General features: G+C 71.6%; 16 protein-coding genes and 6 tRNA genes. 9 read left to right on the top strand and 13 right to left on the bottom strand.

From position 1 onward, the window contains the following. Positions 1–445: 445 nt before the first annotated feature. A tRNA-Val gene (locus ABZY11_RS35975) sits at positions 446–517 on the bottom strand. Positions 518–571: 54 nt separating this feature from the next. Next, positions 572–1060 carry a TIGR02611 family protein gene (locus ABZY11_RS35970; RefSeq protein WP_356483197.1) on the bottom strand — a complete coding sequence of 163 codons (489 nt, stop codon included), beginning with the start codon at positions 1058–1060 and terminating at the stop codon, positions 572–574. A gap of 190 nt (positions 1061–1250) precedes the next feature. Here ABZY11_RS35970 and ABZY11_RS35965 point away from each other — a divergent pair, with 190 nt between their 5' ends. Beyond that, positions 1251–1664, top strand: a complete 414-nt coding sequence (locus ABZY11_RS35965; RefSeq protein ID WP_003959770.1) for an SsgA family sporulation/cell division regulator — start codon at positions 1251–1253, stop codon at positions 1662–1664. 353 nt (positions 1665–2017) lie between these two features. After that, a complete protein-coding gene (locus tag ABZY11_RS35960; RefSeq protein ID WP_356483196.1) occupies positions 2018–2605 on the top strand; it encodes a CGNR zinc finger domain-containing protein in 588 nt (195 codons plus the stop codon). 4 nt (positions 2606–2609) lie between these two features. On the opposite strand, the gene ABZY11_RS35955 is transcribed toward ABZY11_RS35960, so the two are convergent. The 3 genes from ABZY11_RS35955 to ABZY11_RS35945 form a co-directional block, all read right to left on the bottom strand. After that, positions 2610–2765, bottom strand: coding sequence for a hypothetical protein (locus ABZY11_RS35955; protein ID WP_266735940.1), 156 nt, complete (start codon positions 2763–2765; stop codon positions 2610–2612). A gap of 268 nt (positions 2766–3033) precedes the next feature. After that, positions 3034–4053: a LacI family DNA-binding transcriptional regulator gene (locus ABZY11_RS35950; RefSeq protein WP_356483195.1), complete on the bottom strand. Its 1020-nt coding sequence runs from the start codon at positions 4051–4053 to the stop codon at positions 3034–3036. A gap of 170 nt (positions 4054–4223) precedes the next feature. Beyond that, positions 4224–4685, bottom strand: coding sequence for a hypothetical protein (locus ABZY11_RS35945; RefSeq protein WP_356483194.1), 462 nt, complete (start codon positions 4683–4685; stop codon positions 4224–4226). 201 nt (positions 4686–4886) lie between these two features. Between ABZY11_RS35945 and ABZY11_RS35940 the strand changes: the two genes are divergently transcribed. Beyond that, positions 4887–5402 (top strand): DsbA family protein, encoded by a 516-nt coding sequence (locus ABZY11_RS35940; RefSeq protein WP_356483193.1) that lies wholly within the window; start codon positions 4887–4889, stop codon positions 5400–5402. Positions 5403–5458: 56 nt separating this feature from the next. Here the strand turns inward: ABZY11_RS35940 and ABZY11_RS35935 are convergent, their stop codons facing one another. The 3 genes from ABZY11_RS35935 to ABZY11_RS35925 all read right to left on the bottom strand — a co-directional run bounded on the left by ABZY11_RS35935 (position 5459) and on the right by ABZY11_RS35925 (position 8213). Next, positions 5459–6295, bottom strand: coding sequence for a GNAT family N-acetyltransferase (locus ABZY11_RS35935; protein WP_356483192.1), 837 nt, complete (start codon positions 6293–6295; stop codon positions 5459–5461). A gap of 62 nt (positions 6296–6357) precedes the next feature. Next, complete coding sequence (locus ABZY11_RS35930) at positions 6358–7179, bottom strand: aminodeoxychorismate lyase (RefSeq protein ID WP_356483191.1); 822 nt, start codon at positions 7177–7179, stop codon at positions 6358–6360. Then, on the bottom strand, positions 7179–8213 hold the full coding sequence (locus ABZY11_RS35925; RefSeq protein WP_356483198.1) for a chorismate-binding protein: 1035 nt from the start codon (positions 8211–8213) through the stop codon (positions 7179–7181). Before ABZY11_RS35925 ends, ABZY11_RS35930 begins: the two co-directional genes overlap by 1 nt. Positions 8214–8376: 163 nt before the next feature. On the opposite strand from ABZY11_RS35925, the gene ABZY11_RS35920 reads away from it, so the two are divergent. The 5 genes from ABZY11_RS35920 (at position 8377) to ABZY11_RS35900 (ending at position 8822) form a co-directional block, all read left to right on the top strand. Beyond that, positions 8377–8449, top strand: a tRNA-Gly gene (locus ABZY11_RS35920). A gap of 37 nt (positions 8450–8486) precedes the next feature. Further along, positions 8487–8560: transfer RNA gene (locus tag ABZY11_RS35915), tRNA-Cys, on the top strand. Between the two features lies 1 nt (position 8561). Then, positions 8562–8633 (top strand) — tRNA-Val (locus ABZY11_RS35910). 19 nt (positions 8634–8652) lie between these two features. Beyond that, positions 8653–8724, top strand: a tRNA-Val gene (locus ABZY11_RS35905). A 23-nt stretch (positions 8725–8747) separates the two neighbouring features. Further along, positions 8748–8822: transfer RNA gene (locus tag ABZY11_RS35900), tRNA-Val, on the top strand. Between the two features lie 131 nt (positions 8823–8953). Here the strand turns inward: ABZY11_RS35900 and ABZY11_RS35895 are convergent. The 3 genes from ABZY11_RS35895 to ABZY11_RS35885 all read right to left on the bottom strand — a co-directional run bounded on the left by ABZY11_RS35895 (position 8954) and on the right by ABZY11_RS35885 (position 10723). Next, positions 8954–9226, bottom strand: coding sequence for a zf-TFIIB domain-containing protein (locus ABZY11_RS35895; RefSeq protein ID WP_356483190.1), 273 nt, complete (start codon positions 9224–9226; stop codon positions 8954–8956). A gap of 68 nt (positions 9227–9294) precedes the next feature. Beyond that, on the bottom strand, positions 9295–10266 hold the full coding sequence (locus tag ABZY11_RS35890) for an aminoglycoside phosphotransferase family protein (protein ID WP_356483189.1): 972 nt from the start codon (positions 10264–10266) through the stop codon (positions 9295–9297). A gap of 250 nt (positions 10267–10516) precedes the next feature. Continuing rightward, positions 10517–10723, bottom strand: a complete 207-nt coding sequence (locus ABZY11_RS35885; RefSeq protein ID WP_356483188.1) for a hypothetical protein — start codon at positions 10721–10723, stop codon at positions 10517–10519. Between the two features lie 954 nt (positions 10724–11677). On the opposite strand from ABZY11_RS35885, the gene ABZY11_RS35880 reads away from it, so the two are divergent. Next, positions 11678–13024 carry a serine/threonine-protein kinase gene (locus ABZY11_RS35880; protein WP_356483187.1) on the top strand — a complete coding sequence of 449 codons (1347 nt, stop codon included), beginning with the start codon at positions 11678–11680 and terminating at the stop codon, positions 13022–13024. Between the two features lie 4 nt (positions 13025–13028). On the opposite strand, the gene ABZY11_RS35875 is transcribed toward ABZY11_RS35880, so the two are convergent. Beyond that, positions 13029–13847: an RNA methyltransferase gene (locus ABZY11_RS35875; protein WP_356483186.1), complete on the bottom strand. Its 819-nt coding sequence runs from the start codon at positions 13845–13847 to the stop codon at positions 13029–13031. 100 nt (positions 13848–13947) lie between these two features. Beyond that, positions 13948–14886, bottom strand: a 939-nt coding sequence (gene cobA, locus ABZY11_RS35870) for a uroporphyrinogen-III C-methyltransferase (protein ID WP_356483185.1), incomplete at its 5' end; no start/stop codon positions are given.

Genomic DNA, 14886 nt, shown 5'->3' with positions numbered 1-14886 from the left:
TGACGACGGGCCGCCGCCGGCCGGTCCGAGGCGCCCCGCCGGGCGACGGGCCGGCCGACGGCGGCCCGGTCGGCCCCGACCGCGCACCGGACGAGGAAGCGGCCGCAGCGAACTCGCCCGTGAAATCGAGCAGTTCGCGCCCGTCGTCGCTCCTGTGGGAATTCCCGGCGGAGTCCCCGAATCGTCCGGGACATTGCCGACGGATACCGAGGACCGAGCCCTTTCCAAGAATTCCCGTGGCCCCCGAAGTCCGTCCGGCCGCGATATCCGGATACCGCTGCTCGATCAGCGGATCCCGCCCGTCCGCCGACGCGCGGATTGAATCGTTCACGAAAGCGCTTGTGAATCTTCTCCGAGGGCACGGCGGGGACCCGGCGGACCGGCCGGAGGCGGGAAACGCAAAGGGCCCGTGAGACACTGCGGTCTCACGGGCCCTCTGTCCGGGTGGGCGATACTGGGTTCGAACCAGTGACCTCTTCGGTGTGAACGAAGCGCTCTCCCACTGAGCTAATCGCCCGGGCGCAGGCCAAACATTACCCCATGTCAGCGGCACCCCATGACCACTCCCGGGTCACTCGTGGATCTTCCACGGCATGGTGATGCCGAACTTCCAGACGTAGATCCCCACCAGCACCGCGATGATCACCAGGCCGATCGACGTGAGGATGATGTTGCGTCGCCGGACCTTGGGGTCGAGCGCCCGCTGGGCGGCCTCGGTGACCTTCCGCCTGGTCCAGCGGAGCACCAGCTGCGCCCAGACGAATTCGGTCGCCCAGATCGCCATGCCGCCGAAGATCACCAGCCAGCCGGGGCCGGGCAGCGGCAGCATGATGATGCCCGCCACGACCACGGCGAAGCCGACCACGAAGACGCCGACCTGCCAGCTCAGGTGCAGCGCTCTGGACGCCTTGATGAACCCGGGCGCCCGGGATCCGAGCTCCTTCTCCTTGGTCACACCCTCCGTGACTTCACCCGTCACGCTGTCCGCCCTGTCCCCCGCGGCGGACACTGGTGTCGCCGGTGCGGCGCCCCCGTCCCGCACGTCACGCTCCGCATTCATGGAACCCAACCTACCGGAACGGTCTTCATCACCGGAATGGCCGCATAACCAAAAGTCACACACCGCCGTACGAGCTACCTGAAGGAACACAAAAAGGGCAGAGGGGTTTACAACACCACCGTAGGTGGCATGTCGATTTCGCCGACGTGCGAATCCCCGAGCGCACACTGAGCGAAAGGCCCTGGCGCTTATGAACACCACGGTCAGCTGCGAGCTGCACCTGCGCCTCGTTGTGTCGAGCGAGTCCTCACTGCCTGTACCCGCGGGCCTGCGGTATGACACGGCCGATCCGTATGCCGTGCACGCCACCTTCCACACCGGAGCGGAGGAGACGGTCGAATGGGTATTCGCCCGCGACCTCCTTGCCGAGGGGCTGCACCGGCCCACCGGCACCGGAGACGTCCGCGTCTGGCCATCCCGTAGTCACGGCCAGGGCGTCGTCTGCATCGCGCTGAGCTCCCCAGAGGGCGAAGCCCTGCTCGAAGCCCCGGCGAGAGCCCTGGAGTCGTTCCTGAAACGGACCGACGCCGCGGTTCCACCAGGCACCGAGCATCGTCACTTCGACCTCGATACGGAGCTCTCACACATCCTGGCCGAGAGCTGAGCCAGGCCGAGAACTGCACGGCGCCGTCCGACTCGGGGAGACGGCGCCGCGCGGAAAACCTCATATGGCTGACACCGGCGCCGTCCTCACGGAATCCACCGTGGTGACGGCGCCGGTGCGTGCCTCCATCGCAGCCGTCCGCCCGTTCCACGCGCACCGGCGCGCGCCTCCGGGGCCCCTGGCGCCCGCTCACGCCCCGGGCAGACGCCCACCGGCCATGGATGCCCGTCCGTGGCCGGTATCCGCTCTCCGCACCCCCACGGGCCCTCTCGGGCCGCTGTGCGCCGCGACCGAGCCAGTAGAGTCAGCCCGCATCGGCGGACATCCGCCCGCCGGAGGCAGGGAGCGAAAGCGTGCTGATCCCCCACGACACCCGGATCGCCCTCGACACGGTGGTCGACCTGGTGAACACCGCACCGGAGAGCGAAGCGCCGGCGAGCGGGCAGCCGGAAGGCGAGCGGAGCGACGGCCTCGCCGACATCGAAGCGCTGTACGACTTCGCGCGGCGCCATCGCATCAGCGGCGTGGGCAGGCTCCACGAGAAGGACCTGCGGGCCGTACGGGACGTACGGGCGCGCTTCGCCGAGATCTTCGCGACGGACGACGCGCAGACCGCCGCCTCGCTCGTCAACACTCTCGTCGCCGCCGCCGGCACGACACCGCAGCTCAGCAATCACGACGGCTACGACTGGCATGTCCACTACTTCGCACCCGACGCGTCGATCGCCGACCACCTCGCGGCCGACTGCGGCATGGCGCTGGCCTTCATCGTGGTGGCGGGCGAGCAGGAGCGGCTGCGGCGGTGCGAGGCACCGGACTGCCGGCACGCCTTCGTCGACCTGTCCCGGAACCGCTCCCGCCGCTACTGCTCCAGCCGCACCTGCGGTAACCGTCTGCATGTGGCCGCGTACCGGGCACGCCGCAAGGAAGCGGCCGGCTGACCGCTCACAGCATGAAGAGATCATGCACCGCGGCCATCAGCAGCAGACTGCCGACCACCGCGAGGAAGATCATCAAAGGGGGCTGGGAAAGCGCGAAGAGGCAGCCGCGCGGCTCTTCGGCAGGGCTTGCGGGGACATCGCCCCGGGAAGTGTCCACCATCTCAGGACGATCATGACTCAGTCCGGACCCCGTCGGCGACCAACACGCCTTTTCGTACCGGGAGTTCACCCACTCCAGGACGGGTCGGATTCGCTCCGGTGTCCGATCGGCCGCCACACATTCGGTACCGCGCCCGGAGCGCCCCGTGCCGCAACTCCGCCGAACGGCACGCCGGGACGTCGCCCCGCGGACGGCCCGGTCGGCCAACACCGCTTCGTACGCGGTGAATTCGGGACTCGGCGGGCCGCCTAGGTACGGCTCCGCGAGGTCAGCGTGGTGTCGAGCTGGAGGCCCGCACCACGAGCTCGGGCTGGAGCACCACGCTGCGGTGCTCGTGGGTGCCGCCCCCGTCGTCCGACTCCTCCAGCAGGAGCTCCGCCGCCATCCGCCCCATGACGACCGCGGGCTGGCGGACCGAGGTGAGCGGTACGGCAGCGGCGGCGGCGAATTCGATGTCGTCGTAGCCGACGATGGCGATGTCGTGCGGCACCCTGACGCCCGCCGCGTACAGCGCCTGAAGCACACCCAGGGCGAGCAGATCGTTGGCGCAGAACACCGCGGTCGGCCGGGGTACCAGGCCGAGCAGCCGGGCCCCCGCGTCGCGGCCCGCCGCCACGTCCAGGCGGTCGGAAGGGATCTCGACGAGCGCCTCGGGCGGCAGCCCGGCGTCGGCGAGGGCCGACAGGGCGCCTTCGCGCCGGTCCCTGATCTGGTGGAGGTCGCCCGGCCCGCTGACGTACGCCACCGAGCGGTGACCGGCCGAGACCAGATGACCGACGGCGAGCGCGCCGCCTCGGACGTCGTCGACGGAGACCGCGCAGGTCCCCGAGCCGGGCGCCACCCGGTCCACCAGCACGAAGGGGATCCGGTGACGGCTGAACGCCTCCAGGTTCCGGCCGGTCGGGTCGGCCGGGGTGACCAGGACGCCGCAGACTCGCTGCTCGGCGAAGAGCCCGAGGTACTCGGCCTCCTCCGCCGGGCTCTGGTCGCTGTTGCAGACCATGACACCGAGACCGGCCTCCCGGGCGGCGCGCTCGGCACCGCGGGCCACGTCCACGAAGAACGGGTTGCCCATGTCCAGGACGAGCAGGGCCATGATCCGGCTGCGGCCCGCCCTGAGCTGGCGCGCCGACTCGCTGCGCACGTACCCGAGTTCCTCGATGGCGGCGAGCACCCGGGCGCGGGTCTCCGGCAGCACCGCCTCGGGCCGGTTGATCACATTGGACACCGTGCCCACGGAGACTCCGGCCTGCCGGGCCACATCCTTGATCCCTGTCACACGCGCCACTTGCCCTGCCCCACTGATGCCTTCGGCCGCACCTGTCCGCGGCCTGGCCCCATCGTACGGACGACGTCGTGGGAGGACCCGGCCCCGTACCGGGAACCCCGGTGACGCGGCCCGCCTCCGTGCCCCTGGCCCCGCTCCCTCGGACCCCGGGGCCGGGGCCGGGGCCGGGATCAGATGCCGTGCTTCTTCAGGATGGCCTCAATGTCGCTGAAGTCCTCGCCCGGCGCGGCCGGCTGCTGCCGGGACTTCGCCTTCGGCTGCGCCTGCGTCCGGGAGTCCGGGAGCCCTGCCCCCAGAGAGGGCGCCGAGGCCGCGGGGGCGACCGCCTCGCCCTGTGCCGCCCGCGCGGCGGCCCTGCGCTCCTTGCGGGTGCCGCCCCCGCGCCGCTCGATCGCCCGAGTGGTCGTGAACAGCAGCCAGGCCACCGCGAGCAGCCCGAAACCGAGCCAGACACTCGGCTTGAAGGCGATTCCGGCGACCCAGTCCACGAGCCCGGTCAGTACCAGTGCGATCGGGACCAGGGAGTAGGCGGCGATCCGGGCCGCGGCGAGGAAGCGCTTTCGCCAAGCGGTGACGGCGGCGATGCCCAGGCCCGCCGCGGACACCGCGGAGCAGATGGTCTCGGCAAGCATCGGTGCCTCCAGGCGCAAGGGGAAACGTCCCTTCCATCCTGCACCGGTGACCGTCCCGGTGGCCACGTTCCGGGACCGCATCAGGGACATTTCAGGGCCGGGATCCTCCCCAGGTGCCGATCGGCAGCGCGGCGGCCGTACCGAGCCCGGCGGACCGGGTGCCGATTGGGAGGCTCGCGCGGGCCCTGGGAGACTGGCCGCATGAACGATTCCACCCCTGCGGCCCCCGTCGTCCTCGACGTCTGGTGCGAGCTCCAGTGCCCCGACTGTCACCAGGCCCTCACCGATGTGCACGCCCTGCGGGCCAAGTACGGCGACCGGCTGGACGTACGGCTGCGGCACTTCCCGCTGGAGAAGCACAAGCACGCCTACGCCGCCGCGCAGGCCGCCGAGGAGGCGGCGGCCCAGGGGAAGGACTGGCCGTACATCGAGGCGGTGCTCGCCCGCAGCGCCGATCTCGCCCGCACCGGCGAGCCGCTGCTCATCGAGGTGGCGCGGGAACTCGGCCTGGACGCCGAGGAGATGGACACCGCTCTGATCGACGGACGCCACATGCTGATCGTCGATGCCGACCAGGCCGAGGGCAAGGCGATCGGCGTCACCGGCACCCCGACGTATGTGATCGGCGACGAGCGGCTGGACGGCGGCAAGAGCCAGGACGGCCTGCGCGAACGGATCGAGGAGATCGCCGACCGGCTGCTCGCCGAGCGGGGCTGAGCGGCCAGGGCCTTTCGTTTGGGTCCGGCCTGATCCGAACGAAAGGCCCTCGGCCCTCAGAGGTTCTTGGCCAGGTTGTAATAAGTCGTCCGGAATCCGAGCGACTCGTACAGCCGCAGGGCGGGCGTGTTGGCGGCGAACACATGCAGACCGAGCCGGCGGACGCCCGCGGCCAGGGTGATGTGCTCCGCCTGCCACATCAGCGCGCGCCCGTGGCCGCGGCCCCGGTACTCCTCGTCCACCTCGACGTCGAAGACGAACCCGGTCGGCTCGCCGTCGTCGTCCTCGCGCACGGACACCCACACATGGCCGACGACCGTGCCCCCGACGACGAGGACATGGAAATGCATGCCCGCGGTGTCCAGGCCGTCCGGCAGGTTGCGGGCATGGTCGGCCCTGGACTTGTGCATGGCCTGCTCGGCCGGGACGCCCTGACCGATCCAGGACTCTGCGTACGACTCGACGCTGGTGCGCTGCCAGGCCGCGAACTCATCGGCGGTCATCTCCCTGGCCACGGCCCCGTCCGGAAGCGCGGGAGCCGTCGGGCCGAGGTCCTTGATCATGTTGCGGCTGCGTTCGGCGTAGCCGAGTGCGGCCGCCATACGGTGTGCCCCCTCGTTTCCCTCCGGGACCGACAGGCGCACCTGGCCGCAGCCCCATCCGCGCAGCACCTCCTCCGCGGCGAGCACGGCGATGGTGCCGCGGCCCCGCCGCCGGCTCGGTTCGTCGATGTTCAGGGAAAGCAGCACACCGGCGGACGTACCGAACGCGGCGTCGGTGCCGATCTTGACGGAGCCGATGGCCCGCCCGTTGTCGCACACGTCGTACGCGCAGCTCTTCGCGCCGTCGGCGCCTTGCTGGATCGGCCCGCTCGGCCGGAGGGTGGTGGTCATCGGAGATGTTCTATCCGCTGGGCCCCGGCCCGTCACCTCGTTTTACAGGTCGGGCGCGAGCTCTACGGGTCGAGGTCGTCACCGGCCCGCTCGTCGAAGATCCGCATGGCCTTGACGCTCACCGGTCCGGGCCCGCCGGGCAGCTCCCGGCCGTCCACCCGGTGGACGGCCTGCACATCACGCAGCGTGGAGGTGAGGAAGATCTCCTCGGCCCGCTCCAGGACGTCGAACGGCAGCTCCGTCTCCTGTGCGCCCGTCCACTCCACGGTCAGCGCGCGGGTGATCCCGGCGAGGCAGCCGGAGGCGACCGGCGGGGTGTGCAGCTGCCCGTCGAGGACGACGAAGACATTGGACCCGGTGCCCTCGCAGAGCTGCCCGGCCGTGTTGGCGAAGAGCGCCTCCGACGCGCCGTGCTCGTGGGCCCGTGCGAGGGCGACGACGTTCTCGGCGTACGAAGTGGTCTTGAGCCCGGTGAGCGCGCCGCGTTCGTTGCGCGTCCAGGGGACGGTGATCACGGCGGTGGTGTCGGGACGGCGGGCCACCTCGCCGAGGGCGACGACGAGGCCGGGGCCGGCGTCGCCGCGGTCGGAGCCGAGCGGGGAGAGCCCGCCGGTGTAGGTGATGCGCAGCCTGCCGAGTGCCATCGGGTTGGCGTCGACGACGTCGGTGCAGGCGCGGCGGACCTCGTCGAGGTCGGGGTCGGGGAGTCCGAGGCCGCGGGCCGAGCGGGTCAGCCGGTCGAGGTGGCGGGTGAGGGCGAAGGGCCTGCCGTCGACGATCTTGACCGTCTCGAAGATGCCGTCCCCCACGGTGAGTCCGTGGTCGAGCACGGACACCCTGGCGTCTTCGGCGTCGCGCAGTTCGCCGTTGACCCAAATCCTCATCACGCGGTCCTTCCGGTTGCTTCGTGAGCGCCCGACGCTACAGCGAGCAGCCTGGACGCCTTGAGTTCGGTCTCGTCCCACTCGCGTTCCGGGTCGGAGCCCCAGGTGATGCCGGCCCCGGTACCGAAGCGGAGGACCGGGGCGGTACCGGTCCGGTCGATCCAGAAGGTGCGTATGCCGACGGCGAGCGATGCGGTGCGGCGGTCGGCGTCGATCCAGCCGATGCCGCCGCAGTAGGGCCCGCGCGGTGCGGTCTCCAGCTCCTCGATGATCCTCAGGGCGCTGGACTTGGGTGCCCCCGTGACGGAGCCGGGCGGAAACGCGGCGCCGAGGAGCTCGGGCCAGCCGGTGCCCTCGGCGAGTTCTCCGCTCACGGTGGAGACGAGGTGGACCAGGCCGGGGTGCTTCTCGACCACGCAGAGGTCGGGAACAGTGACCGATCCGGTGGCGCAGACCCGGCCCAGGTCATTGCGGACCAGGTCGACGATCATCACGTTCTCCGCGTGGTCCTTCTCCAGCAGGTCGTCCTCGGTCCGCCCGGTGCCCTTGATCGGTCCCGACTCGATGGTCCGGCCGTCCCGCCTCAGGAAGAGCTCGGGGGACGCGGTGGCGATCTCCACGCCGTGCGCGGGCAGCCGGATCGTTCCTGCGTACGGGGCGGGGTTGCCACGGGCCAGCAGCGCGGTCAGCGCGTCCACGTCCGCGGCGCCCGGGTCGGGCAGTGGCGCGCTCAGCACCCGGCAGAGGTTGGCCTGGTAGACCTCGCCCGCCGCGATGTACTCACGGATCCGCCGTACGCCCGCGATGTACGCGGCGCGGTCCAGGGACGAGTTCCAGTCACCGGCTGCGGGCCCGCGCCAGGCGCCCCGCACCGGAGCGGGCACCTCCCGGGTACGCACCGAGCCGAAGCGCGCGCAGACGAGGCGGCCCTCGAAATCGGCGGATACGGCCCAGAAGCCGGTCGATTCGAGGGCAGTGGGATCACTGGTCACGTCCTGGAGATCGGACGCGACGAGGCCGCCGAAGCGGGCCATTGGAGCAAGGTCGTGCACGCCGTTGAGTCTAGGACGGTGCGCGATGACCTGCGCCGGGGCGAGCGCACCTCAGCACGCTGCACAAACGCGTTTTTGTACTGGCCCGGGAATCCGCTAGAGTTCAACACGTCGCCGGGACGCGCAAGCGGACCGGGAAAGACAAGCGGACGTAGCTCAGTTGGTAGAGCGCAACCTTGCCAAGGTTGAGGTCGCCAGTTCGAACCTGGTCGTCCGCTCGCAGAAAGTGGGGGATCTTCCCGAACCCCCACTCGTGGTGGAGTGGCCGAGAGGCGAGGCAACGGCCTGCAAAGCCGTCTACACGGGTTCAAATCCCGTCTCCACCTCCAAGGACGATTAGCTCAGCGGGAGAGCGCTTCCCTGACACGGAAGAGGTCACTGGTTCAATCCCAGTATCGTCCACTGATCCGCAAGGATCCCTGCGCGATTAGCTCAGCGGGAGAGCGCTTCCCTGACACGGAAGAGGTCACTGGTTCAATCCCAGTATCGCGCACGCAGTACACGCAGGTTCACCCTGCGCGATTAGCTCAGCGGGAGAGCGCTTCCCTGACACGGAAGAGGTCACTGGTTCAATCCCAGTATCGCGCACCAGCGGAAGCCCCGGTCGTCCAGACGACCGGGGCTTTGCCGTTTCCGGCGTACGGGTGCCGGTGCGAACGCACTGCGGGCCCGGACGGAGCACGTCCGGGCCCGAGGTCAGGCGCTCATCGGCGGCGGCCCGTTCAGGACGAGAAGAGCATGTGGCCGAAGCTCTTGTGCCGGTAGTGACCGCCGTGGTGCTGCGGGGCACCCCAGGCGGGCGCGGGGGTGGACGGGTAGGCCTGCGGGGCCGGCGGTGCGGGCGGGGCCTGCTGCGTCCACTGCGCCTCGATGCGGGTGAGGGACTCCAGCTCGCCGTAGTCGAGGAAGATTCCCCGGCAGCCGCTGCACTGCTCGATCTGTATGCCGTTGCGGTTGTACGTGTGCATCTGTGCGTGGCACTTGGGACACTGCATGGTTCGGCTCACTCCTCGCCGTCGGGTCGCCGTCGCCGGAATACATGCCCGTCGACGGTCGGTTCAGCCTACGACGAGTGTTCGGCGCCCAACTCGGGCGGGAGGGATGCAATTCGGGCACAGGCGTCGATCATTGCCTGTTCCACCTCATCCGGAGTTCGGTCCTCCGTTGCGGACTTGGCGAACGCCAGCGCGGCGGCCTGGACGGTCAGGGCGCGGGCCGGGACATCCAACTCCGGCCAGGGATCGCCCTCGACGCGTACGGCGGGGCCGCCCGCCGCCCGGTAGGCGTCCAGGAAGCGGAGCCAGACCTCGGGGGGCAGGATTCCGGCCGCGTACCAGGCGGCGGGGCGGGCGAGGTCCCAGGCGGGGTCACCGAGACCGGCGTCGTCGACATCGATGAGCAGCCAGGGTCCGTCCGGGGCCGGGTGGCGGACGAGCTGGCCGAGGTGCAGATCGCCGTGGCAGAGGAAGCGCGAACGGTGCCGGGGTGCGGCGGCTTCGTCGCGGGCCCAGGCCGGCAGGCGGCGCCAGGCTTCGAGTACGGGGGCGGTGGCCGGGTCGCCCGGCCGGGCCGCGCGCATCCGGCCAACGGCGAGCGCGGCCTTCGCGGGGCCCCGCATGGGCGGGAGGGCGAGGGAGGGCGGGGCCGGGGCCCGATGCAGCCCGGCCAGCAGAGCGGCGGCCTCTTCCCAGGGGGCGGCGTCGGGATCGCCGGGGTCGACGGGCCGGCCGTGGGGCCACAGGGTGACGGGGCGGCCGTGTAGCGGGGCGGGTGGTGCGGAGGGGCCGGGCTTCAGCGGGGCGAGCAGGATGCCGGTGAGGTGCGGGGCGTTGGCGAGGGTCAGGCGGGTGAGCAGGCCGGGGGTGTCCGTGCCGGGGGCGTGGGCCTTGGCTACGACGGCCCCGCTGCGGACCACCGTGCCGTCCGCACGGTCCGCGAGCACCGTCGGGGGCGGACAGGCGCAGGGGTCCTCGGGGTGTTCATGGGCTGCCCGATGGGCGAGATCGCCCAGCGCGCGTACGACTGCGGTGGTCACGGTCTCCCTCGGTGGCGAACTGGTACTGGCGGGCCCGGTCCGCACCGGGCCCGCCGATGAGCGTACGCGCGGCGGGCAGTGTCACGGACGGCGAGATCGCGGCTGCGGCGCGAACGGCCCCGGAAAGCGCGATGTCCGGTCAGCTCCCCAGCTGACCGGACAAACGCTGCCGTCCGCCGCACCCCCGTCCCCACGGGGTTGTTGGTCGGATGTCCCGGTCCGGACCGCTCTTCCGGACCCCGGGCGCCGCTCAGCGCCCCAGCATCACGCCCACGGACGACGCCTGTGTGACCACTGCGTCCCAGCCGCCGAAGACGACTACGAGCAGGGCCGCCAGAGGAAGAACCATTGCCGTCGCCACCAGTGGGTGGCGCGTGCCGGACGACGGGCGGCTGCCGAACGAGGCATGAACCCTGCGCCCTGTGCGGATCATGGTCCGCGTTGCCGTGTCCGCCATGGTTCCTCTCCTGACTCGATGTGGGGCGGCGGGCGTGTGACCTCGGGGGACGAGTGCTGCGCCCGCCGCTTGACCTCAACATTAGGGACGCGCGGGGCGGAGGACGTCATGCCCGCGTACCGAATGCCGGGCCTCCCGGAGGATGAGCCCCGGGCCGTCGGCGTACTCCCCTGGGTGGAGACCGGGCGCCTGACCCCGGGGACATCCCGGAGGGGGTGTCCTGCTGCCTGCCGCTCACGACCTCCGATGTATCCGCCTCTGACGCCTGCCCGGATCGCCGGGTGGGAATGTGCTGATCCGGGGCGGGGGCCGGATAGTTGGGGGTCGAGTGGGCAGACAGACGCGGCGGCAGGTCGCGACAGCGGACATTCACCCGATTTCTTATGTCAGCACGCCCCGTTTTGTCGGTTGTGATCCGGAACCGAGGCAGGTGATCGCCTCGCTCGCCCGGCCACCCGCTCCCGTACTGCTGGAGAGCGAGGCGGGCATCGGCAGGAGCGGGCTGCCCCAGGAGGCGCCGGGGGACGGCTTCCCGCTGACCGAGCCCCCGTCAGCCCCTCCTCCGTCCGGACGGGGGTACGCGCATGCCGGCGCCGTTCCCCACGGCCGTCGGCCGTGACTTCACTCACTCGTCCCCGTGCCCCGGGCCCGGCCGTCGGCTGCTGGCTGCTGGCTGCTGGGTCCTCGTCGCGCCGCCCGTCCGGGCCCGCTCCCCCGCGCCCGCCCGGCGTGTCGGGCCGGATGTCCTGCCGACTCCAACCCGTCGGCGCCACAACCTGTTTGGGAACCCGCGCGCATCGTGGACACGTATCGCCGCGGTCCCACACCCCGTCATGGAGGGCGCCGCGCACCGACAATCGGTCGGTCGGTGAGGGCGCGGCCTCTGAGCACCCCGGGCGCCGGGTACGTAAGCTGTGCCTCGTCAGGCGGACCAGGCAGCGGGGATGGGCAGACATGGCGATGATGCGGCTCCGGCGCGAGGACCCGCGTGTCGTCGGCTCGTTCAGGCTGCACCGGCGGCTCGGGGCGGGCGGCATGGGTGTCGTCTACCTGGGTTCGGACCGGCGGGGCCAGCGGGTGGCGCTGAAGGTGATCCGCCCGGATCTGGCGGAGGACCAGGAGTTCCGTTCCCGTTTCGCGCGCGAGGTGTCCGCCGCGCGGCGGATCCGTGGCGGCTGCACGGCGCGCCTGGTGGCCGCGGACCTGGAGGCGGACCGTCCGTGGTTCGCCACGCAGTACGTCCCGGGGCCCTCGCTGCACGACAAGGTGGCCGAGGAGGGTCCGCTGTCGGCGGCCGAGGTGGCCTCGATCGGGGCCGCGCTCTCCGAGGGGCTGGTGGCGGTGCACGAGGCCGGTGTCGTCCACCGTGACCTGAAGCCTTCGAACATCCTCCTCTCCCCCAAGGGCCCCCGGATCATCGACTTCGGGATCGCCTGGGCGACCGGGGCCTCCACCCTCACCCACGTCGGTACGGCGGTGGGCTCACCGGGGTTCCTCGCCCCCGAGCAGGTGCGCGGCGCGGCCGTGACGCCCGCGACCGATGTGTTCTCGCTCGGTGCCACGCTCGCGTACGCGGCCATGGCCGACTCGCCCTTCGGGCACGGCAGTTCCGAGGTGATGCTGTACCGCGTGGTGCACGAGGAGCCCCAGTTGCGTGACGTGCACGACGCACTCGCGCCGCTGGTGAGCGCCTGCCTGGCGAAGGACCCCGAGGAGCGGCCGAGCACGCTCCAACTCTCCATGCGGCTCAAGGAGATCGCGGCGCGGGAGGCACAGGGGCTGCACGAGAGCCGGCCGCCCGTGCAGCGTTCGGCGCAGGAGCTGGACCGGCCGACCGGCCGTCTCGACGGCCCGTACACCGAACAGCAGACGCGGCGCGCGGCTCCTCCCGCGCCCCGTCAGCAGAAGCAGAAGCAACCGCAGGGCAGCAGGCCGTCCTCGTCGTCGCGGGCCGGGTCGCCCCGGACCGGTGGTTCGCGCCCCCAGCAGCATCAGCCGCCGCGCAACACCACTCGGTCCGGGAGGCGCCCGCAAGGTCCGCAGGGGAAGAACGGCCGACCCGGAACGCGGCCCGGGGCCCGTACGACTTCGGCGGGGCTGCGCCCCGCCAATCCGCGGCTGCTGAGGCAGCGGCTCGTCGTCTTCGTCGTGGTGACGCTGCTGGTGGCGCTCGGCATCGCGGCGGCCCAGGGCTGCCAGGGCCCCTCCCGCGGGCTGGGTACGGACCCGGGCCGGAACCGGGCCGTGACCCAGACCCAGGCCCAGAACGAGGCCCCGGACCGGGGCCGGCAGCTCCCGTAGCCTGTCAGTCCTGCGGACGGCCCGATGCCACCGCGTAGAACGCGACCGCCGCGGCCGCTCCCACGTTGAGCGAGTCGACGCCGTGCGCCATCGGGATGCGTACCCATTCGTCGGCGGCGACCAGGGCCCGGGTGGACAGCCCGTCGCCCTCGGCGCCCAGCATCAGTGCCACCTTGTCCATCCGGTGCGGTGCCGCCTCGTCGATGCTGTCGGCCTTTTCGTCCGGGGTCAGCGCGAGGAGCCTGAAGCCCGCTTCCCGTACGGTCTCCAGGTCCTTGGGCCAGGTGCCGAGACGGGCGTAGGGGACGGAGAAGACCGCGCCCATCGAGACCTTGACGGAGCGCCGGTAGAGCGGGTCCGCGCAGTCCGGGGAGAGCAGTACGGCGTCCATGCCGAGGGCTGCGGCGCTGCGGAAGATCGCCCCGATGTTGGTGTGGTCGTTGACGGCCTCCATGACGACCACCCTGCGGGCCGTCGTCAGCAGTTCGTCGGCCGTCGGCAGCGGCTTGCGCTGCATCGAGGCGAGCGCGCCGCGGTGCACGTGGTAGCCGGTGACGCGCTCGGCGAGCTCGGGGCTGACCGCGTACACCGGGGCCGGGACCTCGTCGATGACGTCCCGCATCAGGTCGACCCACTTCGCCGAGAGCAGCATCGACCGCATCTCGTACCCGGCGTGCCTGGCGCGTCGGATGACCTTCTCGCCCTCGGCGATGAAGAGGCCCTCGGCGGGTTCCCGCCTGCGCCGGAGTTCGACATCGGTCAGTCCGGTGTAGTCGCGCAGTCGGGGGTCGTCGGGGTCGTCGACGGTGATGAGATCAGCCACGGGTTCGATACTGCCTTGTCCGGTGTGTGGTGCCAACGGCTCGGGAGAAGATCCGTTACCGCTGGTTACTCTGCTGGGGTGCGGGCGGTGTCCTGGCCGGCTACTCGGCGGGGAGCGGTGCGGCGCCCGTGCCGACCGCGACGACGTCGCCGATGACGATGACCGCGGGGGGACGTACGTCTTCGGCGGCGGCCCGTTCGGCGACGGTCGCCAGGGTCGCGTCGACGCGGCGCTGCGATGCGGTGGTGCCCTCCTGGACCAGGGCGACCGGGGTGTCCGGGGACTTGCCGTGGGCGACCAGGGCCTTGGCGATGGCGCCGATCTTGTCGACGGCCATCAGCAGCACGAGGGTGCCGCGCAGCTGGGCGAGGGCCGCCCAGTCGACCAGTGAGCGCTCGTCGTCGGGGGCGACATGACCGCTGACGACGGTGAACTCATGGGCGACCCCGCGGTGGGTGACGGGGATTCCGGCCGCACCGGGCACCGAGATCGAGCTGGAGATGCCGGGGACGACGGTGCACTGGATGCCTTCGGCGGCGAGCGCCCGTGCCTCCTCCATGCCCCGGCCGAAGACGAACGGGTCGCCGCCCTTGAGGCGTACGACGGCCTTGCCCGCCTTGGCGTGCTCGATGAGTGCCTGGTTGATCGCCTCCTGCGCCATGAAGCGGCCGTACGGAATCTTCGCCGCGTCGATCACCTGGACGTGCGGCGGCAGTTCGTCGAGCAGGTCGCGCGGGCCGAGCCGGTCGGCGATGACCACGTCGGCCTCGGCGAGGAGGCGTCGGCCGCGCACGGTGATCAGGTCGGGGTCGCCGGGACCGCCGCCGACCAGGGAGACACCGGGGGTGGGCCGGGTGCGGTGGTGCGGGGCGGCGAGCGTGCCGTCGCGCAGTCCCTCGACGATGGCGTCGCGGACGGCGGCGGAGTGGCGCGGGTCGCGGCCCTGGGCGTCGGTGGAGAGGACGGCGACGGTCACGCCCTCGCTGCGGCCGGTGGCCGGGGTCCTGGCGGTCGCCACGTCGGCGTTGTCGCTGCGCAC

This window comes from Streptomyces sp. NPDC006510 (genome assembly GCF_040611955.1).
Lineage (GTDB): Bacteria > Actinomycetota > Actinomycetes > Streptomycetales > Streptomycetaceae > Streptomyces.
The sequence above is the reverse complement of the archived record's forward strand: the minus strand, read 5'-3'. Positions and strand labels throughout refer to the sequence as shown.

Excerpts from the sequence above, each read along its gene's own strand:
- ABZY11_RS35970 (WP_356483197.1), bottom strand. The coding sequence starts at position 1,060 with ATGAATGCGGAGCGTGACGTGCGGGACGGGGGCGCCGCACCGGCGACA.
- ABZY11_RS35965 (WP_003959770.1), top strand. The coding sequence starts at position 1,251 with ATGAACACCACGGTCAGCTGCGAGCTGCACCTGCGCCTCGTTGTGTCG.
- ABZY11_RS35955 (WP_266735940.1), bottom strand. The coding sequence starts at position 2,765 with ATGGTGGACACTTCCCGGGGCGATGTCCCCGCAAGCCCTGCCGAAGAG.
- ABZY11_RS35945 (WP_356483194.1), bottom strand. The coding sequence starts at position 4,685 with ATGCTTGCCGAGACCATCTGCTCCGCGGTGTCCGCGGCGGGCCTGGGC.
- ABZY11_RS35940 (WP_356483193.1), top strand. The coding sequence starts at position 4,887 with ATGAACGATTCCACCCCTGCGGCCCCCGTCGTCCTCGACGTCTGGTGC.
- ABZY11_RS35935 (WP_356483192.1), bottom strand. The coding sequence starts at position 6,295 with ATGACCACCACCCTCCGGCCGAGCGGGCCGATCCAGCAAGGCGCCGAC.
- ABZY11_RS35930 (WP_356483191.1), bottom strand. The coding sequence starts at position 7,179 with ATGAGGATTTGGGTCAACGGCGAACTGCGCGACGCCGAAGACGCCAGG.
- ABZY11_RS35925 (WP_356483198.1), bottom strand. The coding sequence starts at position 8,213 with ATGGCCCGCTTCGGCGGCCTCGTCGCGTCCGATCTCCAGGACGTGACC.
- ABZY11_RS35895 (WP_356483190.1), bottom strand. The coding sequence starts at position 9,226 with ATGCAGTGTCCCAAGTGCCACGCACAGATGCACACGTACAACCGCAAC.
- ABZY11_RS35885 (WP_356483188.1), bottom strand. The coding sequence starts at position 10,723 with ATGGCGGACACGGCAACGCGGACCATGATCCGCACAGGGCGCAGGGTT.
- ABZY11_RS35880 (WP_356483187.1), top strand. The coding sequence starts at position 11,678 with ATGGCGATGATGCGGCTCCGGCGCGAGGACCCGCGTGTCGTCGGCTCG.